We start from the raw sequence: 24,956 nt of genomic DNA, 5'->3' as shown, positions 1-24,956 counted from the left end.
GTGGAGCATAGCGGGATCGAACCGCTGACCTCCTGCATGCCATGCAGGCGCTCTCCCAGCTGAGCTAATGCCCCAAAACCAAGCGTTGCAAAAGCAACTGCGCGGGTCTTAGTCAAAGGGGCGAGCGGGATCAAGCCCAAATCCGCCCCTCTGCGAAATCATAGATGATAAATCATCAGTCGTCGTCAGTGCCTTCGGCAGCAACGTCTGCAAGATCGTCGAGAGAGACGTTATCATCGTCATCGTCGTCTTCCAGCACATCATCATCGTCGTCGAGATCCACATCAACAACATCTTCAAGTACATCTACTTCAAGATCGTCTTCTGCTTCTTTCGCCTTCTTCGTGACTGCGTCTTCCTGGTCGGGGGCAATCAGGCTCTTTTTGTTGGCGTCAAACTCAACAACCTCGCCCGTGTACGGGCTGATGACTGGCTTGGCGTTCAGGTCGTAAAACCGTTTGCCAGTGGTCGGGCACAAGCGTTTGATGCCCCATTCTTCCTTAGGCATGGTATACCTCTTTCAATTCGGGTCTTGTCGGTGATCAGCGCCAACTGCCATAACAGAGCAGGGGTGTCAAAGCCTTTCGCCAAAACAACTCCGAGCATGGGCCTTTGCGCCACAAGGGAAACCAATGAGTACTTTCGTTCTGGAAAGCGAGCAAACGGGTGAGCCGCGCGTTGAAGTGCGTCTCAAGCGCTCTTCACAGGCCAAACGCCTGTCTTTGCGTGTGTCTCAGCTTGATGGTCGCGTTACGCTCACTTTGCCGCGCTATGCCTCTGAGGCCGAGGCCACGGGCTTTATCCGCGAAAAGGCCGCATGGCTGCGCCGTCACGTCGCGCGCTTTGAGGCGGATGTGCCTGTGGGGCAGGGCAGCCTTCTTCCTCTTGAAGGCCAGATGATTCGTGTGGTGCAGGGCGCGGGCCGCAAGATTGTTTTGAGTGAAGATCAGCTCCTGATCCCTGGGCCGCCCGAGCGCACGGGCGCGCGCCTCAGCGGCTTTTTGAAAGAGTTAGCGCGTGATCGGCTTACAGCCGCCTCTGATGCCTATTCTGCTGCTCTTGGCCGCCCCTTTAAACGGATATCAGTGCGCGACACCCGATCGCGCTGGGGCTCGTGCAGTTCGCAAGGCACGCTGATGTATTCCTGGCGGCTGATTATGGCTCCGCCCGAGGTGCTTCGCTACGTGGCGGCACATGAGGTGGCCCATCTCGCTGAGATGAATCACTCTCCCGCCTTTTGGCAGGTGGTGCAGGATCTCTATGGTTCGCACCGCGCTGAACGCGGCTGGCTGCGCGAGCATGGGGCGAGCTTGCATAAATACCGCTTCACCTCATCTGCGTGATCACAAATCCTTCAGATTGACAGTGGCGGTTTTTTGTGATCACAAATATGCATGCAAAGCCATATACCCTCCCCCGCGAGCCCGCGTAGCGACAACACATCCTCGGCCCACGACAAAGTCTATCGCGGGCTGCGTACGCGTATCATGCACGGCGAACTGCCTCCCGCCCATGCTCTGACGCTGCGGGGCATCGGACGGGAGTTTGATGTCTCTATGACGCCCGCGCGCGAGGCGGTGCAGCGGCTTGTCGCGGAAGGGGCGCTGTTTATGTCCTCCTCGGGCCGTGTCGCAACGCCTGAGCTCTCCAATGAACGGATCGAAGAGCTTGCCGCCCTGCGAGCCCTGCTGGAGGTTGAGTTGTCCAGCCGCGCCTTGCCCCGTGCGCACATGGCGCTGATCGAGCGCCTTCAGACCATCAACGGAACCATCGCCGAAGCCATCGCCCATAAAGACGCTGTGGCCTACATCCGCACCAATCTGGAATTCCACCGCACGCTCTACCTGCGCGCTCAGGCGCCGGCCATGCTTGCGATGTGCGAGACTGTGTGGTTGCAGCTAGGGCCAACAATGCGCGCACTCTATGGCCGGCTGCAGCGCACGGAGCTGCCCCATTTCCACCGCGCCATTGTTGCCGCGCTGCGTGCTGGCGACGAGCCAAGCCTGCGCCTTGCCGTGCGGTCTGATGTCACCGCGGGCCTCAAACTGCTCGCAAGCTAAGAGTGATAGGTTTCCCGATGAGCAACGGCACAGGCCACGCCCCCTCCCGACAAATGCTCTGGAAGTTCGCGGCGCTACTGGCTCTTGCGGTTGGGTATTTCTTTTACCTCGGCCTGACCTATGACTTCGCCACAGGCGGCGTGGCCGTCGCGCTGACATGGAGCCTCTTTGTGCTCTGCACCCCTGTCGCTGACGCAGGCTTTTTGCTCGATTTTCCCCTGCGTCTGCTCTTTGGTATTCGGATGATTGTGTCCGAGCTCGCCGTCTGGGCGCTTGCCATTGTCCTCAATCTGGCCACGCTGATGCTCGCGCCAGAGTATTACCAAACCACTTTTCTCACCCGGATTTTTGGAGAAATCCTGCTCACGCCATGGCCCTATTGGGGCGTGATCCTCCTGTCAGGGATTGGCACATTCCTCTCGGTGCGCTTTGGTGACGAGCTGATGGATGTCATGCATCACCGCGAGCGTAACTTTTTCCACAGCAACCATTTCAAGCACGAGCTGGTCCTCGTTGCCTTCTTTGTCATAGTTCTTGTCGGATATTATCATCTGATTGCGTCGCTCGGACTTGAGGGCGCGCTGTAAGAACTTCGAATTTGCTTCGCAAATCCGACCCGATGGGGGCTTTGCCCCCATACCCCCAGGATATTTTTAGAAAGAAAAAGAGCATGGAAGCGCTTTGGCCAGCTTAGGCAGCCAGCCCTTTTGAGCCAAGATCAAGATACTTCTTCCTGCGCGACGCGATCAGGGCTTTGCCCTTTTTCCCGTCGAGCTCTTTGAGCATCTCCGCCAGGGCCTTTCGCACGGCGTCCAGCGTGGCAGGCTTGTCGCGATGCGCGCCGCCGAGTGGCTCTTTGATCACGCGGTCGACAACGCCCAATTGGGTCAAGTCTTTGGCCGTTAGCCGCAGGGCTTCAGCGGCTTCGCGCATCTTCTCGGAGTCTTTCCACAAGATAGAGGCGCAGCCTTCGGGTGTAATCACCGAATAGATCGAATGCTCCAACATGGCCACACGATCGCCCGTTGCAAAGGCCACGGCCCCACCAGAGCCGCCTTCGCCAATGATGATCGAGATCAGAGGTACACCCGCCTGCAAACAGGCCTCCGTGGAGCGCGCAATCGCTTCTGATTGCCCGCGCTCTTCCGCGCCTTTTCCGGGATAGGCGCCAGCCGTGTCAATCAGCGTGATCACAGGCAGACCAAACTTGCCCGCCATCTCGATGAGCCGCACCGCCTTGCGGTAGCCCTCAGGGCGCGCCATGCCGAAGTTATGTTTGATCCGGCCCTTGGTATCGCTGCCCTTCTCATGGCCGATCACCATTACAGGTTTGCCATCAAATCGCGCCAAGCCGCCCATCACGGCGTCATCGTCGGCAAAGTTCCGGTCGCCTGCGAGGGGGGTATATTCTGTAAACAACGCTTTGATATAATCGGAGCAATGTGGGCGGTCAGGATGACGCGCCACTTGGCATTTGCGCCAGGGTGTCAGCTCTTTATAGAGCGCAACCAGCATATCGGCGGCTTTCTTGTCCAAAGCCGCGGCTTCTGACTCAATATCCATTCCCTCGCTTTGCCGCGCCATAGCGCGCAGCTCTTCCGCTTTGCCTTCAATCTCGGCCAGTGGCTTTTCAAAATCGAGGTAGTTGGTCATGCTCTGCTCCTGCCAAATCGTCAAAACTATATGGCTGCTCCGTAGAACAAATGCAATCATTGCGCGCGGCGCAGGCAGCATAAGCTCCCGCGCCGCACAGGAGCGCCTTACATGGCCGCCAGTTCGAGCATTTTGGCAAATTGCGCTTCTGTGAGTGTCGCGCGCCAGTGATCGGTGCAGTTGGAGCGCATCATCACAAGCTTGGTCTCCATCTCGCCGACTTTTGCCGCGAGCGCTTGGCGCTCGTCCGCAGGTGCACCCGCAATGATCGCGGCGCGCAGTTCAGCGCGCGCGGCCAAGGCCGCCTCTTCAATCATTTTGCGGTTTGCAGGCATTGTATCGAGCCATTGCTTCAGATCAGCGCGCTGCGCCTCCGTCAGCTCAAGCGCATCGGCATTTTTTACAATCACGGGCGTGAAGGCCACAATCGGCGCCGAAATCTCGCGCGCAGGTTGGTTTTGCTGCGCAAAACTGGGGGCTCCAAGGGCGAGCGCCATTGCCGCGCCAAGCAAGATAGACTTCATTTTACTCTCCAATATCATACACATGGCGAAATCATATATTGAAATTAGAATGTGATTCTTGACCTAAATCAATATCCTCAACATAACTTTACCTCGGCCGTCTAAGGCAAAAGAACGGGATAGAGCGAGAGTACCAAAAGCACAGCCATCCCCCAATTAAAGGCTCTGAGCCGTGCAGGCGAAGTCAGAAAGCGCCGCATCTCGCGTCCAAGTACAACCCAGATCGTGACGGACGGGAAGTTCACGATCATAAACGCCAAAGCCACCAACGCGACCGACCAGACCGACCTGTCTCCCGCATAGAGCGTGATTGCCGTCAGCCCCATGCTCCACGCCTTCGGGTTGACCCATTGAAACGCCGCTGCCTGCAAAAATGTCATCGGTGTGCCGCCCGTTGCGCTGCCCTCTGGCGCTGCCGAATTGGCGATCTTCCACGCCAGCCAAAGCATATAAATCACGCTCACAATGGTCAGGATTGTCCGGCTCACAGGATAGGTATCAAAGACCTGCATCAGTCCGATCCCGACGAGAAAGATCATCAAGCCAAAGCCAAGGCTGATCCCAAACATGTGTGGGATGGTGCGGACAAAGCCGAAGTTCGCCCCGGAGGCCAATAACATCATATTGTTCGGCCCTGGCGTTGCCGAGGTCACAAAAGCAAAAAGCGTGAGAGCGAGAAAGATGTCATATGTCATTGGCGCAATATGCGCGCAAAGTGCGCGCAGTCAAATTGTAACCGTATGCATAAAGGTTGCTTACATCGTCGCTAGCGTCCTAGGACGATTGAGCAATCGATGAGGCTGAGGCGCGAACGCTCAAGATGGGCTGGTTGGCTACAAGCACCCTTCAGCGAGTTTGTTCATTGAAAAACTCATTCGCACATTTCCAAATTCGGGCTAGCTCTGCGGCCACGTCGCCAATTTTCACTTCCTCTCTGCCATCTCTGCCTTCGGTTAAGAACACTTCTTCATCTCAAAGATAGACGCGCCTGATAAACCAACTGTGCCGCTGCTCATCACTGTGTCGGTTTAAAAAATCAAGACAAGTACGTTGTTCAAACACAGCTTCAAGAATTTTATCCGACCCCGCGTCTATCCACCTATCTATCCGTTCATCAAAGTGCTCAACGTTGTTGCGTATGCTGCGGTCCAACAATAGGGCGTTGTCAGGGACTTTGAGAACCTCATTTAGTTGTTGAGCTCGGCATGTTGAAATTGACGTTGATACACCAGGCTTGAGCAATTTTGAGACCATAGCAGTATGAGACAGAAAGGATGTCAAATACATCCAGGCCGCCCGATCTTGCCGGGTTTCATAGTCATTTACGATGTGTTGAAACTTTCTAAATGCGGCTAAAGCCAAAGTGGCCTGAATACATGCCTCCTCTACCAAGACACATTTTTGGATTTCAGAAATCACTACCATGGAACAACTCATTAAACTTGGAGGGTCATAACTTTAAAAGACACGCGTTTGAACCAGTAGGCGGGATTTCAGATGCATGTCAATTTCTCCATGCCGCACCCGCACAACGTACGCTGCTGTAACGAACTGGCCGTTTTGCCCGAAATCGCAAAATCCGTTTTGGCGGTGCACGGGTTGTGCACGGATTGTGCACGCAAAACACCCCCCTAGAATCAGCGGGTTTTCAAACGTTAACGGGCGCCCGAAGGCGCCCGCGTTTTGTCAAAACCTTTTGGCTTTAGCCTGCGATCAGCTCGGCCTGAGCGACGATCACTTCGGCCTGTTTGATGCTCGCAATGTCCACCAGACGGCCTTTGTAGACGGTTGCGCCTTCGCCGTTGGCTTTGGCGGTTTCCATCGCGGCAAGAATTTCGCGGGCCTCGGCGACAGCCGCTTCTGACGGTGTGAAAACTTCGTTTGCCAGCGCGATTTGCTTGGGGTGGATCGCCCATTTGCCGACCATGCCGAGTGTTGCCGAACGCATCGCTTGCGCGCGGTAGCCTTCGTCGTCCGAGAAGTCGCCGAAGGGGCCGTCGACAGGCAGAACGCCATGTGTGCGACAGGCTGCAACGATGGCCGCTTGTGCCCAATGCCACGGGTCTGACCAGTGCTTTTCACCTTCGCGCAGCATGTAATAGTTTTCCTGCGTGCCGCCAATACCCGTTGTTTGCATGCCCATTGAGGCCGCAAAGTCCGCCGCACCAAGGCTCATTGCCTGAAGGCGCGGGCTTGAGGCTGCAATGGCTTCTACATGAGCGATCCCTGCTGCGCTCTCGATGATTACTTCAAAGGAAACAGGCTTCGTGCGGCCTTTGGCGCGCTCAATGGCGGTGACCAAAGCGTCGACCGCATAGACATCTTCAGCACATCCGACCTTGGGGATCATGATCTGGTCAAGTCGATCGCCAGCCTGTTCCATGATGTCCACAACGTCTTTGTACCAATAGGGAGTGTCGAGCCCGTTGATGCGCACACTGATATGCTTTGTGCCCCAGTCGATCGTATTGATCGCCTCGATCACATTGGCCCGCGCCGTGTCTTTATCCGATGGGGCAACAGAGTCTTCAAGATCGAGGTTTATAACATCAGCAGCACTGGCCGCCATCTTGGCAAAAAGTTTGGTGTTGGACCCTGGTCCAAACAACTGACACCGGTTCGGCCGCTTGGGAGCCTGAGGTTGAATGCGAAAACTCATGATAAAAGAGCCTTTCAGGTAAGGAAGTTGCGTTTTGGCTTGGCTGTTGGATATTAAATTGCGGGATTGGCTGCAACGCCTTTTTGCACATGCAGCAATTTGGAGTCATGCAACAAAGAATCGAAGGGCAGGGCTAGTTTCGAAGAATCTTCGAGAAATTTGCTAAATTTCGGGAGGATTGTGAAAAATTTGGATAAGAAACAATGGAAATGAGAAGTGCTTCGTCTGAGCATCACTAAAATTCTCCCAAACCATTGGGGGCTTAGCCATGATCAAAACACCATACCTTCTCTTTCTTGGCGATGCGCCAGATCAACTCGCAGCAAAAGTTGCACAAGGCATTAAGGATTGGCGTCCCGAAAATGCCGTAGGTCAGTTTCGCATGGATGGCTGCAAGGCAGACATGGGCCTAGCTGATATGACTTTGGAAGAGGCGAAAGCCGCAGGCGCAAAGACGCTCGTGATTGGGGTCGCCAATCGTGGTGGGATCATTAGCCAAGAGTGGAAAAAGGTCTTGGTGACAGCACTCGAGGAAGGCTTTGACCTTGCCTCTGGCCTGCATAACTTGCTGCGCGAGGAGGCTGATCTTGTGGCCGTCGCCGAAGCAACGGGCCGCATGCTTCATGATGTGCGTATTCCAGAAGTGAAATACCCCATCGCCAATGGTGAGCCTCGCAAAGGCAAGCGTCTCTTGGCTGTTGGTACAGATTGCTCTGTCGGCAAGATGTATACGGCGCTCTGCATTGACAAAGAGATGCAGGACCGCGGTATGAAATCGACGTTCCGCGCAACAGGCCAAACAGGCATCCTGATTACGGGTGGGGGTGTTCCGCTCGATGCTGTGATTGCCGACTTCATGGCGGGTTCGATCGAGTGGCTCACACCTGATAACGATGAAGACCACTGGGATATCATCGAAGGCCAAGGCAGCTTGTTTCACGTCTCGTATTCAGGCGTGACTATGGCGCTGATCCACGGGGGCCAACCTGATGCATTGGTGGTCTGTCACGAGCCAACGCGCGAGCATATGCGCGGCCTTCCCGGCTATTCGCTGCCAAGCCTCGAAGCGGTGCGAGATATGGCCTTGCAGCTTGCACGCGTGGCTAACCCTGCCTGTGAAGTGATTGGCTATGCCGTAAACACCCAGAACATGGATGATGATGCTGCGCGCGCCTACCTTGCTGATGTTGAGGCAAAGCTGGGCCTACCAGCAACAGACCCTTACCGATATGGTGCGGGCAAGCTGGTTGATGCACTTGCGGCGCTGAGCTAAGGCAAGACCATGAAAATTACAGTCACACCAGAAAGCTTCAAGCTCGCGCAGGTCTTCACCATTTCAAGAGGCTCGCGCACTGAAGCCAAGGTGCTGACCGTGCGTTTACAAGATGGTGAAAACCACGGCTGGGGCGAATGTGTGCCCTACGCCCGCTATGATGAGACGCTCGAGTCTGTCACAGCAGAGATTAACGGCCTGCCAGACCGATTTGACCGCGCTGAGCTCTATGAACTACTGCCCGCAGGGGCAGCGCGCAACGCGGTCGATTGTGCGCTGTGGGATATGGAAGCCAAGGCTTCCGGAAAACGCGCATGGGAGCTTGCGGGGCTGCCTGCGCCCAAGCCCGAGATTACGGCCTATACCCTCTCGCTTGATACGCCTGCAAAGATGCAAGAGCAGGCGGCAAAGCACGCGTTTCGCCCGCTTCTTAAGATCAAACTCGGCACGCCTGATGATATGCCCCGCCTTGAAGCTGTCCGCGCTGGGGCGCCGAAATCGCGGATCATTATTGACGCCAATGAAGGCTGGTCTCGGGCTGTTTACCTTGATCTTGTGCCACATCTTCAGCGCCTTGGCGTTTCACTTGTCGAGCAGCCTTTGCCTGCAAACGATGATGAAGGGTTGATCGGGATCGAACGGCCTGTGCCTGTCTGTGCTGATGAAAGCGCCCATGATTGCTCTAGCCTCCCTTATCTCAAGGGCAAGTATGACGTTGTGAACATCAAGCTCGACAAGACCGGTGGGTTGACTGAAGCGCTTCGCTTGAAAGACGCGGCATTGGCAGAGGGTTATGGCGTTATGGTTGGCTGCATGGTCGGGACGTCGCTCGCGATGGCCCCAGCAACGCTTGTCGCACAAGGTGCGACAGTGATCGATCTTGACGGCCCGCTGCTTCTGGCAGAAGACCGTGATACGCCACTTCATTTTGACGAACACGGCGTTCACGCGCCGAAACCAGAGCTTTGGGGATAAACCGACTATGACACGCACAGTTTTTGTAAATGGCGCTTATGTGCCCGAAGACGCCGCCAAAATCTCGATCTTTGATCGTGGGTTTTTGATGGCTGATGGGGTCTATGAAGTAACTTCAGTCCTCCAAGGCAAACTGATCGACTTTGAAGGCCATGCTGTGCGCCTAGAACGCTCATTGAATGAGTTGGATATGGGGATGCCGTGCACGATCGATGAACTTCTGGAAATCCACCGTGAGCTTGTGCGCGTCAACGAGATTGACGAGGGTCTTGTCTATCTGCAGATCACCCGCGGCTCTGACGGCGACCGTGACTTTGCCTTCCCTGATCCTGAAACGACCAAACCAACGCTTGTGCTGTTTACTCAAAGCAAACCAGGAATGGCAAACAGCGCCGCCTCTCAGAAAGGTGCAAAGATCATCTCTATTGAGGACATTCGTTGGGGTCGACGAGACATTAAGACAGTACAGCTTCTTTACCCCTCAATGGGTAAAATGATGGCAAAAAAAGTGGGTTGTGATGACGCTTGGATGGTCGAAGAAGGTTTTGTAACCGAAGGGACGTCCAACAACGCCTATATCGTGAAGGGTAACAAGATCATCACGCGTGGGCTGTCAAATGATATCCTACATGGGATAACCCGTGCCGCTGTTCTGCGGATGGCGAAAGAGGCTCAAATGGAAGTCGAAGAGCGTAGCTTTACGATTGAGGAAGCCAAAGAAGCTGACGAGGCATTCACGACTTCTGCAAGTGCATTTGTGATGCCTGTTGTAGAGATTGATGGCGCGACGATGGGAGACGGAACGCCTGGTCCAATCGCTAAACGCCTGCGCGAGATTTACCTCGATGAGAGCCTTAAAAAAGCAATTTAGCGCTCCAGCAGTTCCTGCAATTTTCTGTGCCAATAGGCCTTGCTAGAAGCGGACGCGCTAGTTTTTTGGAAAGACCTGCAAGAGGAGGGAAGTATATCCTAACTCTTGTCCGTCACATTTTCTTTGAACGCGACTTCAAACTCCGCCTGCTTTGCGGGGCTAGCCTCTGTTTGATAATTGGCTTTCCAATCGTCCATTGTCATCCCGTAATAGGCTTCGCGGGCCTCGTCTTTTGAGATATCAATGCCGCGCTCGTTTGCCGCTTCCTGATACCAACGAGCAAGGCAATTGCGGCAAAAGCCTGCAAGGTTCATCAAGTCGATGTTTTGCACATCGGGGCGGTCTTGCATCAGATGTTTCTGCAAGGTGCGAAAGGCGGCGGCTTCGATTTCCAATTTGGTTTGATCGTCCATGATTTCAGACCTCGTTTGCTAAGGTGATGCGCAGAGCATTTTGCAAGATGGGGGCGAGACGCTCTGCCCAATGGGTTTGTTGCTCATCAGTGTGGATAAGATCGCTGCGAATTTCAACGAGGGCATTGTGTCGCCCTTGAGAAATGGCGTGCCTGTCTATCGTATCGCCCGGGAGGTGGCCGCCGTAGGGCTCGTTGCGGCCCACGCAGAGCGACTGGTCTTGCTGCAGGAGTTCCAATAGCGGATCGCAGAGGCGCCTGTCGTCCGCATGAAGAATGCCCACATGCCATGGTCGCTTGGGTCGTCCAGCGAGCTGCGGTGTAAAGCTATGAAGCGTAAGAAGAGCCGCTTCTGGTCGGGTTTGGAGAAGGTCTACCAAAGCATTGTGATAGGGTCTGTAGCAGGTGTCTAGGCGGCGCTCTTTTTCCGCTGCGTCAGCGTGTCGATTGGCGGGAATGATGGTTCCGTCATAGAGCTTCATCAACAAGGTTGGATCGTTCTCGCCTCTGTTGGGGTCAATCACGAGGCGGGAAAAGTTGGAGCAAATGACTGGCGCATCAAGCAGGGCACCGAGCGCGAGAGAAACCCCTTTTGCTCCAACATCATATGCTATGTGTCGGCCCATGTCGCCAGCGGGCAGATCTAGGCTGCCGTTATTTACGAAGGGTGGAATTAGGTTTGATGCATGATCACAAGCGATGACCCAGGGGCCGCTTCTTTCGGCTCCTACGATCTCAAATGGCTTGTAGTTCATGGCGTAAAATCCTTTTAAGCGCGTAAACGCGCTGTTGTGCGCGTGTCACAGACGCGCGATAATCTGTCGAAGCGCATCGCACTAATAATATCGAGAGGCACAACATATGAGACGGCTCAGAAATGTAAAGATCGTGGCGACGTTGGGGCCTGCTTCGAACGATTATGAGATGATCAAGCGCTTGCACGAGGCGGGGGCTGATGTGTTCCGCCTAAACATGTCGCACGGTGGTCATGACGAGATTCGTGAGCGGCATCGAATCATCCGCGAAATTGAGCGCGAACTTGAAAGTCCGATCGCGATTTTGGCGGATTTGCAGGGGCCGAAGCTGCGGGTCGGGGTCTTCACCAACGAGGAAGAAGAGCTCGTTGAGGGGCAGAAATTCCGATTTGATCTTAATGAAACCGCTGGCACCAACGCTCGCGTTTGCTTGCCGCATCCTGAAATTTTCAAGGCGCTGGAAGATGGTACGACCCTGCTTGTGAACGACGGCAAGATCCGTCTGAAGGTCGAGACATGCGGTGATGATTTTGCGGATTGTATTGTCACCGCAGGCGGTGCGATCTCCAACCGCAAAGGTGTTAACGTGCCGGAAGTGGTACTGCCTTTGGCAGCTTTGTCAGATAAAGATCGCGCGGATCTAGAGTTTGTCTGCCAGCTGGGTGTGGACTGGATCGCCCTGTCGTTTGTGCAGCGTGCAGCAGACGTAGAAGAGGCCAAAGCGTTGATTGGTGGCCGTGCGGCTGTTCTTTCCAAGATTGAAAAGCCGACAGCGGTGACCAGCTTTGATGAAATTCTGGCGGTCTCCGACGGCATTATGGTGGCACGCGGCGATTTGGGCGTTGAGCTGCCTGTGCAGAATGTACCACCAATCCAGAAACGGCTTGTACGACGCTGTCGTGCGGCGGCCAAGCCTGTAATTGTGGCTACGCAAATGCTTGAAAGTATGATCGAGAGCCCAATGCCAACGCGTGCAGAGGTGAGCGATGTCGCGACGGCAATCTATGAGGGCGCGGATGCAATTATGCTTTCGGCTGAGTCCGCTGCGGGGCAGTATCCTGTGGAAGCAGTGAGCACGATGAACAATGTGGCAGTTGAGGTCGAGTCAGACCCAACCTATCGTGAGATCATCGAAGCCTCCCGTGTGGTCAAACGCGAAAGTGTGGCCGACGGGATCGTGGCGGCGGCGCGCGAGATTGCCGAATCGACAGACATCAAGGCGATCTGTTGCTTTACGCAGTCAGGCACAACCGCGCTTTTGACCGCGCGTGAGCGGCCGCGTGTTCCAATCATTGCGCTAACGAGTCTGCGTGGTACGGCAAGGCGGCTGGCTCTAAGTTGGGGTACCAACTGTATCATGACGGGAGAACTTGAGCGATTTAAGCAAGCTGTAGTGAATGCTGCGCGCGCTGCGCAGAGCGCTGGATACGCGACGGCGGCAGATCAGATCGTTGTGACCGCGGGCGTTCCTTTCAATGTTCCGGGCACAACAAATATTTTGCGTGTGGCGCCGTGTGACCAAAGTTTGATTTTTGCCTCCGATCCAGAGTAGACTTCAAAATATAAACGGTTTTGTGAAGGGTGCGTACGATGGACTACGATCTCTATCTCGTGATCGGATTGGTGATTGCGGTCTTTTCTGTACCTGCTGTTGTGTCGGCGCTGTCGGACAATCGCACGCCACGGGCTGCTGCGATTGTTTTGATTGTCAGCGGCGGGCTTGTGGCATGGGCCGCAGCGTCAAAGCCTGCGGGATATACGCTTGATCAGATCCCCAATGTGATCATCAATGTTGTAGCTCGATATTTGGGCTGATTACCCCTTGCAATAAAGCATAAGCCGTCTTACACACCGCTTTCGTCTGCGGGACCGGCCAGAAGTGGCATGCCGAGTCGCGCATTATAGACCGACCCAAACTAAGGAGACGGAAATGCCCAAGATGAAGACCAAATCGAGCTGCAAAAAGCGGTTCAAAATGACGGCAAGTGGCAAGGTCAAAGCCGCCCAAGCTGGTAAGCAGCACGGCATGATCAAGCGCACAAACAAATTCATTCGCGATGCTCGCGGTACGACAACCCTATCTGCACCTGATGCCAAAATCATCAAGTCCATGATGCCATACGCACGCTAAGGAGGGTTAGATATGTCGAGAGTAAAAGGCGGAACAACCACACACGCACGTCACAAGAAAGTTATTAAGGCAGCCAAAGGTTATTATGGCCGTCGTAAAAATACTTTTAAGGTCGCGCGCCAGGCGGTGGACAAAGCAAACCAATATGCAACCCGTGACCGCAAGAATCGCAAGCGCAATTTCCGCGCTCTGTGGATCCAGCGGATCAACGCGGCTGTGCGTTCGCACGATGCGACGCTGACATATTCGCGCTTTATCAATGGCTTGAGCCTTGCTGGTATCGAAGTGGACCGTAAAGTCCTCGCCGATCTTGCTGTACATGAGCCCGAAGCCTTCGGTGCGATTGTTGCACAAGCACAAGGCGCGCTGGCTGCTTAAGCTACGCTGAAAGCCTATAAAATCAACGTCGTGAACCGAGAGGTTCGCGGCGTTTTTTTTGTACGTTAAGGCTGCGTTCCGCTTGGTTAATGGCCCTGAAAATGGCTGATTCTAGGGGGGTGAAAAGCGTGCACAATGCGTGCACAACCCGTGCACCGCCTTGTGGGGCAATCGTTAACAGAAATTAAGATAACGCGGCGTACGCCTGTGCAGGGTGCGCAGCAGATGCGCACCCCCAGGGCCTTGGAGGGCTTAGAGCGTATTTGCGCAATGATCGCCGACATCGGGCTTATTGATGTGATGTGGATTTTGGATCAGCACCCAAGACACCCCATATCCGGGGGCATGCGTGCGCGAATATGAGCAGCCGTCTGGTGTTGTGTACCACTGGCTCTGATACCCAACGGCGGGGCGCATCTGTGCTTCTGCGGCAAGGGCTGTTGAGGCCACGAAAAGCGCGGCAGCGGCGAAAACTTTGGTTGCGTTGGTCATTGCATGATCCTCCAGTTTGATCTGGAGTTAAAATGCTGGCCGTCCGCGGCAGAGACTTGGCCGAATTAGGGCAGGACTGCGCCTTAAGTCGAGAGATTTATTCAAATCAGAGGGCAGATCGCGCGCAGGGCCTAGCCGAGTACGACCTGAATATTGGCGGCTGTGAGCTGGTCGGGCGTGACGCCAAGCAAAAGCGCGACCCCGCCGTTGACGCTTCCTGCGAGGGCTGTTGCGACGGCTTCGCTAGAGACTGCAGGCTCAACAAGAGTTGCGAGGCCAAGGTCTGTTTCGACCTAGCTGAGCGTATAGGTGAGCGCGGTGGCGGCACTGCTGCTCGGGCCTTCGACCATGATCATTAGGGTGTCCTCAGCGACGTCAAAGTTACTGATCAGTGCGGCGGAGCTGACCCCGCTTTCACCATCTTCGGGCTGAAGCGTGACCATATCGGCTCCGCTTCCGAGGCTGACCAGATAGGCGCCACCTTGAAGGGTGATGTTGTCATCGCCAGCGCCGCCTGAAATGTGGTGAATGGCGTCTGTGCCGATCTCGCCAAAGGCCGCGATTTCGTCGTCACCAGCGCCACCATAGAGCGTATCGCTGCCGTCGGCTGTTTCTGTTGTGAGGAGGTCGTTGCCAGGGCCACCTGACAAGAGATCATTGCCGCCGCCGCCGAAGAGTTCATCGTCGCCAGCCTCCCCAAAGAACACATCACCCGCGCTTTGGCCTATCATTGTGTCATCGCCTTCGTCGCCGAAGATGACAGAGCCTGTGCCATAGTCGGGATAATCGGCCGAGCCTTCTTCAGGAAGCACGATCAGATCGTCCCCAGGCGTGGATGTGAAATCGACATAGTATTCGTCGTATTCTGTTGTGAAAGGGGGTGAGGTCGAGCGCTTCGATGTCTTCTCCGCGGGTCGGGTCATCGGCAAGCATTTGCTCCGTGGCGGTGATGGCGTCGCCTTCGAGCAGGGCAATCTCTTCGGCGCTGGCCTCTGGTGTGGCGCTGTTGCCGTCAAACAGATTGATAACACCCAAGAGCGCAGCGGACCCAGCCGCAAGGCTGAACAGTAAAAACAAACCCATAACCAAAACCCCCTAAGGCTATCAAAAGGTAAACTGGGCCTTAATTTGAGTCAATTGGTTCTGAGAGGGTTGCTGGCTTGCGAAATGGTGCAGGGCGCGCTAGGTCAAACGCGAGCCAGATAGGTATGAGACATGGACGATTTAAGAGACAAATACATCGCGGCGATTGCGGCTGCGTCTGATGAAGCCACGCTTGAGGACTTGCGTCTGCAAGCGGTCGGCAAGAAGGGCGAAGTGAGTCTTCAGATGCGGGAGCTGGGCAAGATGACTGCCGAGGAGCGGCAGGAGGCTGGGCCGAAGCTCAACGCTTTGAAAGACGAGATTAACTCGGCGCTCGCAGCTAAGAAGGCAGGGCTTGAGGATGCGGCACTTGATGAGCGGCTGCGCAGCGAGTGGCTGGATGTGACATTGCCCAGCCGTTTGCGCGGGCAGGGGAGCATTCACCCGATTTCGCAGGTCACTGAGGAAGTCACCGCGATTTTCGCTGACATGGGCTTTGCCGTGGCTGAAGGGCCGCGGATCGACACCGATTGGTATAACTTTGATGCGCTCAACATTCCGGGGCATCACCCTGCGCGCGCGGAGATGGACACGTTCTATATGCACCGTGCCGAGGGCGACGAGCGGCCCCCGCATGTGTTGCGCACGCATACCAGCCCCGTGCAGATCCGCAGCATGGAAAAGCAGGGCGCGCCTATCCGCGTGATTTGCCCTGGCGGTGTGTACCGCGCGGATTATGACCAGACGCATACGCCGATGTTCCACCAAGTCGAGGGGCTGGCGCTGGATAAGGACATCTCGATGGCCAACCTCAAGTGGGTGCTCGAAGAGTTTGTGAAAGCTTTCTTTGAGGTCGATGATGTGGAGCTGCGCTTCCGCGCGAGCCACTTCCCGTTTACGGAGCCGTCTGCCGAAGTCGACATCCGCTGCTCATGGGAAGGCGGAACGCTCAAGGTTGGCGAGGGCGACGACTGGCTGGAAATTCTTGGTTCAGGCATGGTCCACCCGAAGGTGCTGCAAGCGGGCGGGATCGACCCGAATGAATGGCAGGGCTTTGCCTTTGGCATGGGCATCGACCGTATCGCCATGCTGAAATACGGCATCCCCGACTTGCGGGCCTTCTTTGACTCAGACCTGCGCTGGCTGCGCCACTACGGCTTTGCAAGCCTTGATCAACCGACACTTCATGGAGGGCTGAGCCGATGAAATTCACATTCTCTTGGCTGAAAGACCATCTCGACACGCAGGCCAGCGTTGGGGAGATTTGCGAGGCGCTCACGGACCTTGGGCTTGAGGTGGAAGGGGTTGAGAACCCTGCCGAGCGGCTCAAGGCGTTTACGCTCGCGAAGGTGACGCACCATGAGCAGCATCCTGATGCGGACCGCTTGCGTGTCTGCACAGTGCAGACCGATGAGGGCAGCAAGCAGATCGTGTGTGGCGCGCCCAATGCGCGGACGGGGATCACTATCGTGCTCTGCAAACCCGGTGATTATGTGCCGGGGATCGACACCACGCTGTCTGTCGGCAAAATCCGCGGGGTGGAGAGCCACGGGATGATGGCCAGCGAGCGCGAGCTTGAGCTGAGCGACGAGCATGACGGGATTATCGAGCTTCCCTCGGGCGAGATTGGCGAGTTGTTCATCGACTGGCTGGCAAAGAACGCACCTGAGAAGGTGGACCCGACCATCGAGATTGCGATCACACCGAACCGCCCTGATGCGCTGGGCGTGCGCGGGATTGCGCGTGACTTGGCGGCGCGGGGGCTGGGCAAGCTCAAGCCTGTGGACGCGCCGAGCCATGACGGGCAGTTCTCATGCCCGATCAGTGTCACAATCGAGGACGACGCCAAGGTAGACGGCTGTTTTGTTTTTGCGGGCCGTCTTATCCGCGGTGTGAAGAACGGGCCTTCGCCTGAGTGGCTGCAGCAGCGCCTCAAGGCGATTGGTTTGCGTCCGATCTCAGCGCTTGTCGATATTACGAACTTCTTCACATACGATCGTAACCGCCCTTTGCATGTGTTTGATGCGGGCAAGGTGAGCGGTAATCTGCGGGTGCACCGCGCCAAGGCGGGTGACAAGATCGTTGGCTTGGACGAGAAGGAATATACCTTCTCTGGCGGTCAGGTTGTGATCTCGGATGACAACGGCATTGAGAGCATTGCGGGCGTTATGGGCGGGTTGGCCACGGGCTGCACCGAGGAGACAACAGATGTTTTCCTTGAGGCCGCTGTCTGGGACCATGTGCAGATTGCCATGACGGGGCGTGCGCTCAAGATCAACTCTGATGCGCGCTATCGCAACGAGCGCGGAATTGACCCTGCTTACAACATGCAGGCGATGGAAGATGCGACCGCTATGATCATCGAGCTGTGCGGCGGTGAGCCGAGCAATGTGACTGTTGCGGGCAAGGTGCCTGATGTGAGCCGCGCGTATAAGCTTGATGCGAAGCGGGTGCAGAGCCTTGTGGGCATGGACATCCCAGAGACGGAGCAGCGCCAGACGCTGACGGCGCTGGGCTTCAAGCTTGAGGGCAATATGGCGCAGGTTCCGAGCTGGCGGCCTGATGTTCTGGGTGAGGCGGATTTGGTCGAAGAGGTTGCGCGGATTGCGAGCTTGACCAAGCTTGTTGGCAAGCCTCTGACGCGGGCAAGCGCGGGTGTGCCAAAGCAGATTTTGTTGCCGCTTCAGAAGCGTGAGCAGGCAGCGCGGCGCACGGCGGCGGGCCTTGGCTACAACGAGTGCGTGACCTACTCTTTTGTCGATCAGAAGAGCGCGGCTCTATTTGGCGGCGGGGAAGATACCACGCGGCTTGAGAACCCGATTTCAAGCGAGATGAGCCATATGCGGCCTGATCTTCTCGTCGGGCTGTTGCAGGCTGCTGCACGCAACCAAGCGCGCGGGTTTGCAGACCTTGCTTTGTTTGAGGTTGGGCCAGTGTTTCACGGCGGCGAGCCGGGAGAGCAGGCTTTGCAGGTGTCGGGCCTTCTTGTGGGCAAGACGGGTCCGAAGGATATTTTGGGCGAGAGCCGTTCTGTTGATGTGTTTGACGCGAAAGCGGATGCTGAAGCTGTTCTGGCTGCTGTTGGTGCGCCTGCCAAGGTGCAGGTGATGCGCGACGGGCCCAGCTGGTGGCATCCTGGGCGGCACGGTAAAATCTGTCTTGGACCGAAGAAAGTCTTGGCGATCTTTGGCGAGCTGCACCCCAAGGTGCTTAAGGAGGTGGGCGTGAAGGGGCCAGCTGTGGCCTTTACCGTCTGGCCAGAAGAGGTTCCTGAAGCGCGCAAGAAGAGCGCGACACGCCCTGCTCTGAAGTCGAGCGATTTGCAGGCTGTGGAGCGTGACTTTGCTTTTGTGGTGGATGAACGTGTCGAAGCGCTGACGCTTATCAATGCGGCGGCGGGCGCCGACAAGGCTTTGATCGAAGATGTGCGCGTCTTTGACGAGTTTATTGGTGGCTCGCTCGGCGAGGGCAAGAAGAGCCTTGCCATCACTGTGCGAATGCAGCCTCAAGACAAGACGTTAAAGGACGAAGACATCGAGGCTGTTGCGGCCAAGATTGTTGAGAAAGTCACGAAGGCAACAGGCGGGAGCCTGCGCGGGTAAGCTTTAGGGGGTGTGTGATGGTGGATAGCAAAACGTTTTGGGACAAGATGGCGCCCAAATATGCCGAAAGCCAGATGCGCAGTGTGGACGATTATGAACACACGCTGGCGCGCACTCTCAGCTACCTCACGCCCCAGATGCGCGTGCTTGAGATGGGCTGTGGCACGGGGACAACCGCGCTCAGGCTTGCGCCACATGTAAAGGCGTTCGTCGGCACAGACCAATCCAGCGAGATGATCCGCATTGCACGAGACAAGGCGGCGGACGAACATAGCAACCTGGAGTTCCGCGTGCTTGGCGCGGCCGAGAGCGCGCAGCTTGAGGAGGGGTTTGATGTGGTGATGGGGTTTAATCTCTTTCACCTTGTGCCTGATGCTGACGCCGTCCTTGCCGACATATTCAAGATGCTCAAGCCTGGTGGGCTTATGATCAGCAAGACGCCTTGCTTGATGGACAAAGCCTTCGGCTGGAAGTGTTTTCTGGTGGCGGGCATGCTGCCGATTTTGAAGCGGATCGGCAAAGCACCTGATGTGGGGCTATGGCGGATTGCCGATGTGGACCGCCGGATTGCGGATGCTGGATTTGAGACATTGGAGGCAGGGAATTTCCCTGCAATTTCGCGCTATGTTGTGGCGCGAAAGATTTGAGGGAGAATAGAATGCAGGTTTATCTTTCGGGCGAAATTCATACTGACTGGCGTGAGCAGATTATTGCGGCTTGTGAAGGGCTTGATGTGAGCTTTAGCGCCCCTGTGACGGATCATGCCGCCTCTGACGACTGCGGCGTGGCGATCTTGGGCGAAGAGCCCGACAAGTTCTGGCATGACCGCAAGGGTGCGATGGTCAACGCGATCCGCACGCGGGGCGCGATTGGCAAGGCTGACGTTGTGGTTGTGCGTTTTGGTGAGCAATACAAACAGTGGAACGCGGCGTTTGACGCTGGCTATGCAAGTGCGCTCGGCAAGAGCCTGATCATTTTACAGCAGCCCGAGCATGACCATGCTTTGAAAGAAGTGGACGCGGCGGCCTTGGCTGTGGCGCGCGCGCCTGAAGAGGTGGCGCAAATACTGCGCTACGTGCTTGAAGGCGTTTTGCCGCGCTAAGGGGCCGCACGGGTAAATATTCCCCCTGAAAAAATTGCCGCTTTATTAGCCTGATATGTTAACCTGTCAGCAGCCCGAAGGGCGCGATAACAGTACATACAGGGACGAGTGAACCAATGCTAAGCGAATTTAAAGACTTCATTGCCAAGGGCAATGTTATGGATATGGCCGTCGGGATTATCATCGGCGCTGCCTTTACGGCGATTGTCGGCTCTTTGGTGGCCGATCTTATCAACCCGATCATCGGCCTGTTTATGGGCGGTATCGACTTTACCAATGCTTATTGGGTGATGTCTGGTGACGTTGCTGCGGGTGCATCGCTTGAAGCGGCACGCGAGAGCGGTGCGGCTGTGTTTGCCTACGGTAGCTTCATCATGGCGATCATCAACTTCCTGATCATCGCTTTTGTGGTGTTCATGCTGGTGCGCTACGTGAACAAAGCCAAAGAGGCAGCGGCCAAGGAAGAAGTGGCGGCTGAGGAAGCTCCTGCAGGGCCAACCGAGCTTGACCTTCTAGCCGAGATCCGCGACGCGCTCGCGAAGAAGTAAATCTTCTGAACCGATAAAGACAAAGGCCCGCTCTTTTTGAGTGGGCCTTTTATGTTTTTAAGCAGGATTGCTGCGAAATTGGCGTACAAGGTGGTTTGCATTGAGTTTTGTGTTTGACTCCGCCTTACGGCTTGGCTAATTCGCCCACATCGGTTGTGAATGGCGTGATAGCTCAGTTGGTTAGAGCACAGCACTCATAATGCTGGGGTCGGTGGTTCAAGTCCACCTCACGCTACCACAAACTGAGAATGAAAAAGCCCCGTGCGTTGCGCGGGGCTTTTTGTTTGGCTCAAGCTGTGCGGGCTGGCTTTGGACGGATATACCAATACCAGATGCGATAGCCCTCCAGCAGAGCGAGTGGTGCGAAGTTTACCAATGCCGGGGGCAGACCTTCCCAACCGTCCTTTGCGGCCCAGTGCAAAAGCGTGAGCACGGCGGCGGCATAGACCCAGCGTTGAACGCTTTTCCAGCGGGGACCAAGCGCGCGCACGGCGGCGTCAAAAGATGTAGCTGCCAGCGGTAGGAAGATAAGGAACGCGAGCCAACCTGTTAAGATATCAAAGTCAGTGACTTGACCGAGGATCTTCTCGAGGCTGCCACGCGAGACGAGATAAAACCCGAGGTGTAAGGCAGAATAAGCGAAAGCAGCCACGCCGAAATAGCGACGGTTTTTCTTGAGCCAGATGGGGAAACTTCTGCCTTTGAATAGCATTGCGAGGGGGGTGGCCATCATTGAGACAATCATAAAGCGCGCGGCGAACTCGCCTGATGGGTGCAGAGCGTGTTTGAGCGCTTTGGGGTCTGTTGAGGTGAGCACATCGCTGAGGATGCCGAAGGCGGGAATGGCGAGGAGGAGCCAGAGCCAATAGGGAGAGAGGCGGGAAAGCATTGTACTAATCCTGTTGTTATCAGGACTTATACGGCGCTTCCCCGCCTTTCCGTCGGTTCTTATTTGATCGCCAGTTGAGGCGACATCACATCAAGGCCGAGGGCTTCGCCGACAGCGTAATATGTCAGCTTGCCAGCGTGTACATTGAGGCCAGCGAGCAGGTGTGCATCATCGGCGCAGGCTTGCTTCCAGCCTTTGTCTGCGAGGGCGAGCATGAAGGGCATGGTCGCGTTACCAAGCGCGATTGTCGAGGTGCGTGCGACAGCGCCCGGCATGTTGGCCACGCAGTAGTGCATGATGCCGTCGACGTCATAGATCGGGTCGGCATGTGTTGTGGCCTTGGAGGTTTCAAAACAACCGCCTTGGTCGATCGCTACATCTACGAGCACGGCGCCTGGCTTCATATCGCCAAGTTGTGCGCGGCTGATGAGCTTGGGCGCGGCGGCGCCCGGGATGAGGACTGCGCCGATGACCATATCGGCATCTCGGATCAGTTCGGCTGTGGCACCTGCTGTTGAGTACTGGTTCTTGAACGTGCCGCCGAAAACGTCATCAAGGTATTTGAGGCGCGGCAGGGAGCGGTCAAGCACTGTCACGTCAGCGCCCATGCCTGCGGCGATCTTGGCGGCGTGTGTGCCGACAACGCCGCCGCCCATCACGACAACTTTGGCAGGACCAACACCCGGCACGCCGCCCATCAGGACGCCGCGGCCGCCATTGGCCTTCTGCAATGTCCATGCGCCGACTTGGGGAGCAAGTCGGCCAGCCACTTCAGACATGGGCGCGAGGAGCGGGAGGCCGTCGCGATCATCTGTAACGGTTTCATAAGCGATGGCAGTACAGCCCGAGGCGAGCAGGTCATGCGTTTGCTTGGGGTCGGGGGCGAGGTGAAGATAGGTGAAGAGGAGTTGGCCTTCGCGCAGCATCTTGCGCTCGCCTGCTTGGGGCTCTTTGACCTTTACGATCATGTCGGCAGTTGCGAAGATTTCCTCGGCTGTCTCGATGATCTGTGCGCCTGCGGCCGTGTAGTCTTCATCAGAGAAGCCCGCGCCAAGGCCTGCGCCTTTTTGCACGAGAGCCTGATGTCCGCGTGCGACGGCTTCGCCCGCAGCGTTTGGTGTCATACCGACACGAAACTCTTGGGGTTTGATTTCTGTTGGGCAACCGATTTTCATGAACTTGTCTCCCTGAGCCATGAGGTGATTTGTGCCAGAATGTCGCAGGTGAAATGCAAGTGCTTTGAGAAATGAGGCGTGTGATGTGGACTATTTGGGAGAATCTTCGCATATAGGGTGAAATCTTCGAAGGGATGTGCGCAAATGGCTATTGATGAGACGGATCGCCGTATTTTGAGGGTCTTGCAACGGCAGGGGCGGATCAGCAATGCCGAGTTAAGCGAGGCGGCCAATCTGAGCGCAAGCGCTTGCCACAGGCGTGTGCAGCGGCTGGAGAAGGAAGGCTACATTCGCGACTATGTGGCGCTGCTCAACGCACGCAAGATGGGCGTTCCGACAACTGTCTTTGTTGAGATCACCTTGCAGGCGCAGGCTGATGAAGTGCTCGATGCGTTTGAAAAAGCCGTCGGGCGGATTCCTGATGTGCTCGAATGTCATTTGATGGCCGGGTCAGCGGATTATCTTCTCAAAGTCGTCGCCGAGAACACCGACGACTTTGCGCGCATTCACCGCCAGCATCTGGCCCGCCTGCCGGGCGTGGCGCAGATGCAGAGCAGCTTCGCGCTGCGCACTGTTTTTAAGACAACAGCGCTGCCTGTCTGAGCGCTTGGCCGCTGTTGCCAAAAGTTTAGCTAAATTGGGTGTAAGGGGCGTAGGGCGTTTTACCTTGTTTTAGCTTTCGCAAGCCTAGTTTGGCGAGAGACTTAGAAAGCGAGCAGATGCGACAGACCCAAGAGCAAAGGCAAACGGCCCGATGGCGCGCTTTGGCGGGGCAGACGCAGTCTGCTCAAGACCCTGCTGTTGGCGTTGAGAGTTGGCTGGAATCAAGCACCTGTGTTGCCACGGCGATGGGTGATTTGCGGGTGGACGCGCTTTGGCCTGGTGATCGGCTTTTGACAGAAACTGGCCACGAAACGCTGATCAGCTTTGATGTCTGGCAGGGTGAAGGGGTCAGAGCGAATGCGCCTGTTGTGTTTAGTCCTGGAGTTATCGGGAACCAGATGCCGCTGCGTGTGCGCCAGAGCCAACCTGTCCTAATTCGGCTGCCTGACCCCTGCGCCTATCAGGGCCACTCCGAGCTTTATGTACCTGCTTTGGTTTTGGTCAATGGATTTGATATTGCGCTTAGGCCCTGCAAGCACATCAGTTACTTGCGGCTTGTCTTGAGGTCGCAGGCGATGATCTTTGCCGAGGGAGCAGCCTGTCAGGCGGATGGAAGCGCAAGTCTGGCTGGGAACGGGTCTCGTTTGGGGCTTGGATACGGTGAGGCGTCTGCGTTACTGAGTTATTTGCCTGAAGCTTCCGTCAGTTTGCCAAGACTTATTTAACAGTCTAGCGTCTGCCGCAATCACAAGGCGGGAGCAGAAGATGGGCTTTGACCACATCGTTATAGGGGCGGGCAGCGCAGGCTGTGTTATGGCGCGGCGCTTGGCTGATGGTGGGCGTAAGGTTCTGCTGCTGGAGGCGGGTGGTAAGGACAACTACCATTGGGTGCATATCCCGATGGGCTATCTCTACTGCATTGGCAATCCGCGCACCGACTGGTGCTTTCGCACCGATGAAGAGGCGGGGCTGAACGGGCGCTCTCTCTTATATCCGCGTGGCAAGGTCTTGGGCGGGTGTTCTTCGATCAACGGGATGCTCTATCTTCGTGGGCAGGCAGCGGACTATGACGGCTGGCGACAGATGGGCCTCACGGGCTGGGCATGGGACGATGTCTTGCCCTATTTCAAGCGTTCGGAAGACTATTATGCGGGTGCTGACGAGATGCACGGGGCTGGCGGGCCCTGGCGCGTGGAGGAGCAGCGGCTCAGGTGGGATGTGCTAGACGACTGGCGCGACGCTGCGGTGAGCTATGGCTTACCTGCGGTGGATGACTTTAACCGTGGCGACAATGAAGGTGTGGGCTACTTCCGCGTGAACCAACGCAGTGGCTGGCGGGTCAATACGGCCAAGAGCTTTTTGCGCGGCGCGCCCAAAGGCATGATTGAGACGGTGACGGGCGCGCATGTCCGCAGGCTCATTGTAGAAGACGGGCGCTGCACAGGGGTAGAGTATGAGCGGGGCGGCGTTGTCAGCGTGGCGCGCGCGGGGGGTGAAGTTGTGCTGAGTGCGGGGGCGATCGGCAGCCCGCAGATTTTGCAACTGTCTGGGCTAGGTCCTGCGGCGCTTTTGGTCAAGCATGGCTTAGACGTGCTGGCTGATATCGCCGAGGTGGGTGCAAACTTACAGGACCACTTGCAGCTGAGATGTGCTTGGAAGCTGACGGGCGCCAAGACGCTCAACACGTTGGCGAACTCGCTTTGGGGCAAGGCCAAGATCGGGCTGGAATACGCTTTGAAGCGCTCGGGGCCGATGAGCATGGCGCCGAGCC

At 56.2% G+C, this 24,956-nt stretch carries 31 protein-coding genes and 2 tRNA genes; 19 read left to right on the top strand and 14 right to left on the bottom strand.

Annotated elements, in window-relative coordinates; genetic code table 11:
* Position 1 precedes the first annotated feature (1 nt).
* Both P8O11_RS06195 and P8O11_RS06190 read right to left on the bottom strand, forming a co-directional pair.
* Positions 2-74 (bottom strand) — tRNA-Ala (locus P8O11_RS06195).
* 101 nt (positions 75-175) lie between these two features.
* Positions 176-508: a TIGR02300 family protein gene (locus P8O11_RS06190; protein ID WP_300292752.1), complete on the bottom strand. Its 333-nt coding sequence runs from the start codon at positions 506-508 to the stop codon at positions 176-178.
* Positions 509-632: 124 nt separating this feature from the next.
* On the opposite strand from P8O11_RS06190, the gene P8O11_RS06185 reads away from it, so the two are divergent.
* From P8O11_RS06185 to P8O11_RS06175, 3 genes are read left to right on the top strand one after another with little or no spacing between them, the layout of a single operon-like run.
* Positions 633-1,343: a M48 family metallopeptidase gene (locus tag P8O11_RS06185; protein WP_300292750.1), complete on the top strand. Its 711-nt coding sequence runs from the start codon at positions 633-635 to the stop codon at positions 1,341-1,343.
* Between the two features lie 51 nt (positions 1,344-1,394).
* A complete protein-coding gene (locus P8O11_RS06180; RefSeq protein ID WP_300292749.1) occupies positions 1,395-2,060 on the top strand; it encodes a GntR family transcriptional regulator in 666 nt (221 codons plus the stop codon).
* A 17-nt stretch (positions 2,061-2,077) separates the two neighbouring features.
* On the top strand, positions 2,078-2,647 hold the full coding sequence (locus P8O11_RS06175) for a hypothetical protein (RefSeq protein ID WP_300292748.1): 570 nt from the start codon (positions 2,078-2,080) through the stop codon (positions 2,645-2,647).
* Positions 2,648-2,750: 103 nt separating this feature from the next.
* On the opposite strand, the gene P8O11_RS06170 is transcribed toward P8O11_RS06175, so the two are convergent.
* The 5 genes from P8O11_RS06170 to P8O11_RS06150 form a co-directional block, all read right to left on the bottom strand.
* On the bottom strand, positions 2,751-3,713 hold the full coding sequence (locus tag P8O11_RS06170; RefSeq protein WP_089893676.1) for an acetyl-CoA carboxylase carboxyltransferase subunit alpha: 963 nt from the start codon (positions 3,711-3,713) through the stop codon (positions 2,751-2,753).
* Between the two features lie 107 nt (positions 3,714-3,820).
* Complete coding sequence (locus P8O11_RS06165) at positions 3,821-4,237, bottom strand: Spy/CpxP family protein refolding chaperone (protein WP_300292746.1); 417 nt, start codon at positions 4,235-4,237, stop codon at positions 3,821-3,823.
* Between the two features lie 101 nt (positions 4,238-4,338).
* On the bottom strand, positions 4,339-4,932 hold the full coding sequence (locus P8O11_RS06160; RefSeq protein ID WP_300292743.1) for a LysE family translocator: 594 nt from the start codon (positions 4,930-4,932) through the stop codon (positions 4,339-4,341).
* A 277-nt stretch (positions 4,933-5,209) separates the two neighbouring features.
* A complete protein-coding gene (locus tag P8O11_RS06155; RefSeq protein ID WP_300292741.1) occupies positions 5,210-5,662 on the bottom strand; it encodes a hypothetical protein in 453 nt (150 codons plus the stop codon).
* 277 nt (positions 5,663-5,939) lie between these two features.
* The gene (locus tag P8O11_RS06150; RefSeq protein WP_300292739.1) at positions 5,940-6,896 is read right to left on the bottom strand and encodes an L-malyl-CoA/beta-methylmalyl-CoA lyase; all 957 of its coding nucleotides are present in this window, start codon (positions 6,894-6,896) and stop codon (positions 5,940-5,942) included.
* A 268-nt stretch (positions 6,897-7,164) separates the two neighbouring features.
* Here P8O11_RS06150 and dgcN point away from each other — a divergent pair, with 268 nt between their 5' ends.
* The 3 genes from dgcN to P8O11_RS06135 are packed head-to-tail and all read left to right on the top strand — an operon-like array spanning position 7,165 to position 10,015.
* The gene (gene dgcN, locus P8O11_RS06145; protein WP_300292737.1) at positions 7,165-8,169 is read left to right on the top strand and encodes an N-acetyltransferase DgcN; all 1,005 of its coding nucleotides are present in this window, start codon (positions 7,165-7,167) and stop codon (positions 8,167-8,169) included.
* 9 nt (positions 8,170-8,178) lie between these two features.
* Positions 8,179-9,144: an N-acetyl-D-Glu racemase DgcA gene (gene dgcA / locus P8O11_RS06140; RefSeq protein ID WP_300292735.1), complete on the top strand. Its 966-nt coding sequence runs from the start codon at positions 8,179-8,181 to the stop codon at positions 9,142-9,144.
* 7 nt (positions 9,145-9,151) lie between these two features.
* On the top strand, positions 9,152-10,015 hold the full coding sequence (locus P8O11_RS06135; RefSeq protein ID WP_300292733.1) for a D-amino-acid transaminase: 864 nt from the start codon (positions 9,152-9,154) through the stop codon (positions 10,013-10,015).
* Positions 10,016-10,113: 98 nt separating this feature from the next.
* On the opposite strand, the gene P8O11_RS06130 is transcribed toward P8O11_RS06135, so the two are convergent.
* Both P8O11_RS06130 and P8O11_RS06125 read right to left on the bottom strand, forming a co-directional pair.
* A complete protein-coding gene (locus P8O11_RS06130; protein ID WP_300292731.1) occupies positions 10,114-10,428 on the bottom strand; it encodes a DUF1244 domain-containing protein in 315 nt (104 codons plus the stop codon).
* Between the two features lie 4 nt (positions 10,429-10,432).
* Entirely contained in the window at positions 10,433-11,182 is a 750-nt protein-coding gene (locus P8O11_RS06125) for an N-formylglutamate amidohydrolase (protein ID WP_300292729.1), read from the bottom strand.
* A 106-nt stretch (positions 11,183-11,288) separates the two neighbouring features.
* On the opposite strand from P8O11_RS06125, the gene pyk reads away from it, so the two are divergent.
* The 4 genes from pyk (at position 11,289) to rplT (ending at position 13,691) form a co-directional block, all read left to right on the top strand.
* Entirely contained in the window at positions 11,289-12,734 is a 1,446-nt protein-coding gene (pyk, locus tag P8O11_RS06120) for a pyruvate kinase (RefSeq protein ID WP_300292727.1), read from the top strand.
* Between the two features lie 38 nt (positions 12,735-12,772).
* A complete protein-coding gene (locus tag P8O11_RS06115) occupies positions 12,773-12,997 on the top strand; it encodes a hypothetical protein (RefSeq protein WP_300292724.1) in 225 nt (74 codons plus the stop codon).
* A gap of 115 nt (positions 12,998-13,112) precedes the next feature.
* Complete coding sequence (rpmI, locus tag P8O11_RS06110; RefSeq protein WP_300292722.1) at positions 13,113-13,313, top strand: 50S ribosomal protein L35; 201 nt, start codon at positions 13,113-13,115, stop codon at positions 13,311-13,313.
* 12 nt (positions 13,314-13,325) lie between these two features.
* Entirely contained in the window at positions 13,326-13,691 is a 366-nt protein-coding gene (gene rplT / locus P8O11_RS06105; protein WP_089892768.1) for a 50S ribosomal protein L20, read from the top strand.
* A gap of 252 nt (positions 13,692-13,943) precedes the next feature.
* On the opposite strand, the gene P8O11_RS06100 is transcribed toward rplT, so the two are convergent.
* The 3 genes from P8O11_RS06100 to P8O11_RS06090 form a co-directional block, all read right to left on the bottom strand.
* Positions 13,944-14,183 carry a hypothetical protein gene (locus tag P8O11_RS06100; protein ID WP_300292719.1) on the bottom strand — a complete coding sequence of 80 codons (240 nt, stop codon included), beginning with the start codon at positions 14,181-14,183 and terminating at the stop codon, positions 13,944-13,946.
* Positions 14,184-14,476: 293 nt separating this feature from the next.
* Positions 14,477-14,995, bottom strand: a complete 519-nt coding sequence (locus P8O11_RS06095; RefSeq protein ID WP_300292717.1) for a hypothetical protein — start codon at positions 14,993-14,995, stop codon at positions 14,477-14,479.
* Entirely contained in the window at positions 14,985-15,266 is a 282-nt protein-coding gene (locus P8O11_RS06090) for a hypothetical protein (RefSeq protein WP_300292715.1), read from the bottom strand. The genes P8O11_RS06095 and P8O11_RS06090 overlap by 11 nt, the downstream gene beginning before the upstream one ends.
* Positions 15,267-15,398: 132 nt before the next feature.
* Here P8O11_RS06090 and pheS point away from each other — a divergent pair, with 132 nt between their 5' ends.
* The 6 genes from pheS (at position 15,399) to P8O11_RS06060 (ending at position 20,756) form a co-directional block, all read left to right on the top strand.
* Positions 15,399-16,472: a phenylalanine--tRNA ligase subunit alpha gene (gene pheS / locus P8O11_RS06085; RefSeq protein WP_300292713.1), complete on the top strand. Its 1,074-nt coding sequence runs from the start codon at positions 15,399-15,401 to the stop codon at positions 16,470-16,472.
* Positions 16,469-18,868 carry a phenylalanine--tRNA ligase subunit beta gene (gene pheT, locus P8O11_RS06080; RefSeq protein WP_300292710.1) on the top strand — a complete coding sequence of 800 codons (2,400 nt, stop codon included), beginning with the start codon at positions 16,469-16,471 and terminating at the stop codon, positions 18,866-18,868. Before pheS ends, pheT begins: the two co-directional genes overlap by 4 nt.
* Positions 18,869-18,885: 17 nt before the next feature.
* Positions 18,886-19,515, top strand: coding sequence for a class I SAM-dependent methyltransferase (locus P8O11_RS06075; RefSeq protein ID WP_300292708.1), 630 nt, complete (start codon positions 18,886-18,888; stop codon positions 19,513-19,515).
* 11 nt (positions 19,516-19,526) lie between these two features.
* Positions 19,527-19,970 (top strand): YtoQ family protein, encoded by a 444-nt coding sequence (locus P8O11_RS06070; RefSeq protein WP_300292706.1) that lies wholly within the window; start codon positions 19,527-19,529, stop codon positions 19,968-19,970.
* 116 nt (positions 19,971-20,086) lie between these two features.
* A complete protein-coding gene (mscL, locus tag P8O11_RS06065) occupies positions 20,087-20,518 on the top strand; it encodes a large conductance mechanosensitive channel protein MscL (RefSeq protein ID WP_300292704.1) in 432 nt (143 codons plus the stop codon).
* A gap of 161 nt (positions 20,519-20,679) precedes the next feature.
* Positions 20,680-20,756: transfer RNA gene (locus tag P8O11_RS06060), tRNA-Met, on the top strand.
* Positions 20,757-20,807: 51 nt separating this feature from the next.
* On the opposite strand, the gene P8O11_RS06055 is transcribed toward P8O11_RS06060, so the two are convergent.
* Both P8O11_RS06055 and ald read right to left on the bottom strand, forming a co-directional pair.
* Positions 20,808-21,407 carry a ferric reductase-like transmembrane domain-containing protein gene (locus tag P8O11_RS06055; protein ID WP_300292702.1) on the bottom strand — a complete coding sequence of 200 codons (600 nt, stop codon included), beginning with the start codon at positions 21,405-21,407 and terminating at the stop codon, positions 20,808-20,810.
* 59 nt (positions 21,408-21,466) lie between these two features.
* Entirely contained in the window at positions 21,467-22,582 is a 1,116-nt protein-coding gene (gene ald, locus P8O11_RS06050) for an alanine dehydrogenase (protein WP_300292700.1), read from the bottom strand.
* Between the two features lie 144 nt (positions 22,583-22,726).
* On the opposite strand from ald, the gene P8O11_RS06045 reads away from it, so the two are divergent.
* From P8O11_RS06045 to P8O11_RS06035, 3 genes are all read left to right on the top strand, one after another.
* A complete protein-coding gene (locus P8O11_RS06045) occupies positions 22,727-23,185 on the top strand; it encodes an Lrp/AsnC family transcriptional regulator (RefSeq protein ID WP_300292698.1) in 459 nt (152 codons plus the stop codon).
* Between the two features lie 116 nt (positions 23,186-23,301).
* The gene (locus P8O11_RS06040; protein WP_300292696.1) at positions 23,302-23,910 is read left to right on the top strand and encodes a Hint domain-containing protein; all 609 of its coding nucleotides are present in this window, start codon (positions 23,302-23,304) and stop codon (positions 23,908-23,910) included.
* A 40-nt stretch (positions 23,911-23,950) separates the two neighbouring features.
* Positions 23,951-24,956, top strand: a 1,006-nt coding sequence (locus P8O11_RS06035) for a GMC family oxidoreductase (protein ID WP_300292694.1), incomplete at its 3' end; no start/stop codon positions are given.

Source organism: Lentibacter sp. (assembly GCF_029254145.1).
In the GTDB taxonomy this organism is placed as follows: domain Bacteria; phylum Pseudomonadota; class Alphaproteobacteria; order Rhodobacterales; family Rhodobacteraceae; genus Lentibacter.
Note: the sequence above shows the minus strand (reverse complement) of the source record. Positions and strands in the feature narration are given on the sequence as shown.

Excerpts from the sequence above, each read along its gene's own strand:
- dgcN (WP_300292737.1), top strand. The coding sequence starts at position 7,165 with ATGATCAAAACACCATACCTTCTCTTTCTTGGCGATGCGCCAGATCAA.
- rplT (WP_089892768.1), top strand. The coding sequence starts at position 13,326 with ATGTCGAGAGTAAAAGGCGGAACAACCACACACGCACGTCACAAGAAA.
- P8O11_RS06155 (WP_300292741.1), bottom strand. The coding sequence starts at position 5,662 with ATGGTAGTGATTTCTGAAATCCAAAAATGTGTCTTGGTAGAGGAGGCA.
- rpmI (WP_300292722.1), top strand. The coding sequence starts at position 13,113 with ATGCCCAAGATGAAGACCAAATCGAGCTGCAAAAAGCGGTTCAAAATG.
- pheT (WP_300292710.1), top strand. The coding sequence starts at position 16,469 with ATGAAATTCACATTCTCTTGGCTGAAAGACCATCTCGACACGCAGGCC.
- P8O11_RS06090 (WP_300292715.1), bottom strand. The coding sequence starts at position 15,266 with ATGGGTTTGTTTTTACTGTTCAGCCTTGCGGCTGGGTCCGCTGCGCTC.
- mscL (WP_300292704.1), top strand. The coding sequence starts at position 20,087 with ATGCTAAGCGAATTTAAAGACTTCATTGCCAAGGGCAATGTTATGGAT.
- P8O11_RS06180 (WP_300292749.1), top strand. The coding sequence starts at position 1,395 with ATGCAAAGCCATATACCCTCCCCCGCGAGCCCGCGTAGCGACAACACA.
- P8O11_RS06150 (WP_300292739.1), bottom strand. The coding sequence starts at position 6,896 with ATGAGTTTTCGCATTCAACCTCAGGCTCCCAAGCGGCCGAACCGGTGT.
- P8O11_RS06135 (WP_300292733.1), top strand. The coding sequence starts at position 9,152 with ATGACACGCACAGTTTTTGTAAATGGCGCTTATGTGCCCGAAGACGCC.
- P8O11_RS06115 (WP_300292724.1), top strand. The coding sequence starts at position 12,773 with ATGGACTACGATCTCTATCTCGTGATCGGATTGGTGATTGCGGTCTTT.
- P8O11_RS06070 (WP_300292706.1), top strand. The coding sequence starts at position 19,527 with ATGCAGGTTTATCTTTCGGGCGAAATTCATACTGACTGGCGTGAGCAG.
- P8O11_RS06045 (WP_300292698.1), top strand. The coding sequence starts at position 22,727 with ATGGCTATTGATGAGACGGATCGCCGTATTTTGAGGGTCTTGCAACGG.
- pyk (WP_300292727.1), top strand. The coding sequence starts at position 11,289 with ATGAGACGGCTCAGAAATGTAAAGATCGTGGCGACGTTGGGGCCTGCT.
- dgcA (WP_300292735.1), top strand. The coding sequence starts at position 8,179 with ATGAAAATTACAGTCACACCAGAAAGCTTCAAGCTCGCGCAGGTCTTC.
- P8O11_RS06170 (WP_089893676.1), bottom strand. The coding sequence starts at position 3,713 with ATGACCAACTACCTCGATTTTGAAAAGCCACTGGCCGAGATTGAAGGC.
- P8O11_RS06160 (WP_300292743.1), bottom strand. The coding sequence starts at position 4,932 with ATGACATATGACATCTTTCTCGCTCTCACGCTTTTTGCTTTTGTGACC.
- P8O11_RS06185 (WP_300292750.1), top strand. The coding sequence starts at position 633 with ATGAGTACTTTCGTTCTGGAAAGCGAGCAAACGGGTGAGCCGCGCGTT.
- P8O11_RS06075 (WP_300292708.1), top strand. The coding sequence starts at position 18,886 with ATGGTGGATAGCAAAACGTTTTGGGACAAGATGGCGCCCAAATATGCC.
- P8O11_RS06130 (WP_300292731.1), bottom strand. The coding sequence starts at position 10,428 with ATGGACGATCAAACCAAATTGGAAATCGAAGCCGCCGCCTTTCGCACC.
- ald (WP_300292700.1), bottom strand. The coding sequence starts at position 22,582 with ATGAAAATCGGTTGCCCAACAGAAATCAAACCCCAAGAGTTTCGTGTC.
- P8O11_RS06175 (WP_300292748.1), top strand. The coding sequence starts at position 2,078 with ATGAGCAACGGCACAGGCCACGCCCCCTCCCGACAAATGCTCTGGAAG.
- P8O11_RS06040 (WP_300292696.1), top strand. The coding sequence starts at position 23,302 with ATGCGACAGACCCAAGAGCAAAGGCAAACGGCCCGATGGCGCGCTTTG.
- pheS (WP_300292713.1), top strand. The coding sequence starts at position 15,399 with ATGGACGATTTAAGAGACAAATACATCGCGGCGATTGCGGCTGCGTCT.
- P8O11_RS06165 (WP_300292746.1), bottom strand. The coding sequence starts at position 4,237 with ATGAAGTCTATCTTGCTTGGCGCGGCAATGGCGCTCGCCCTTGGAGCC.
- P8O11_RS06190 (WP_300292752.1), bottom strand. The coding sequence starts at position 508 with ATGCCTAAGGAAGAATGGGGCATCAAACGCTTGTGCCCGACCACTGGC.
- P8O11_RS06125 (WP_300292729.1), bottom strand. The coding sequence starts at position 11,182 with ATGAACTACAAGCCATTTGAGATCGTAGGAGCCGAAAGAAGCGGCCCC.
- P8O11_RS06100 (WP_300292719.1), bottom strand. The coding sequence starts at position 14,183 with ATGACCAACGCAACCAAAGTTTTCGCCGCTGCCGCGCTTTTCGTGGCC.
- P8O11_RS06055 (WP_300292702.1), bottom strand. The coding sequence starts at position 21,407 with ATGCTTTCCCGCCTCTCTCCCTATTGGCTCTGGCTCCTCCTCGCCATT.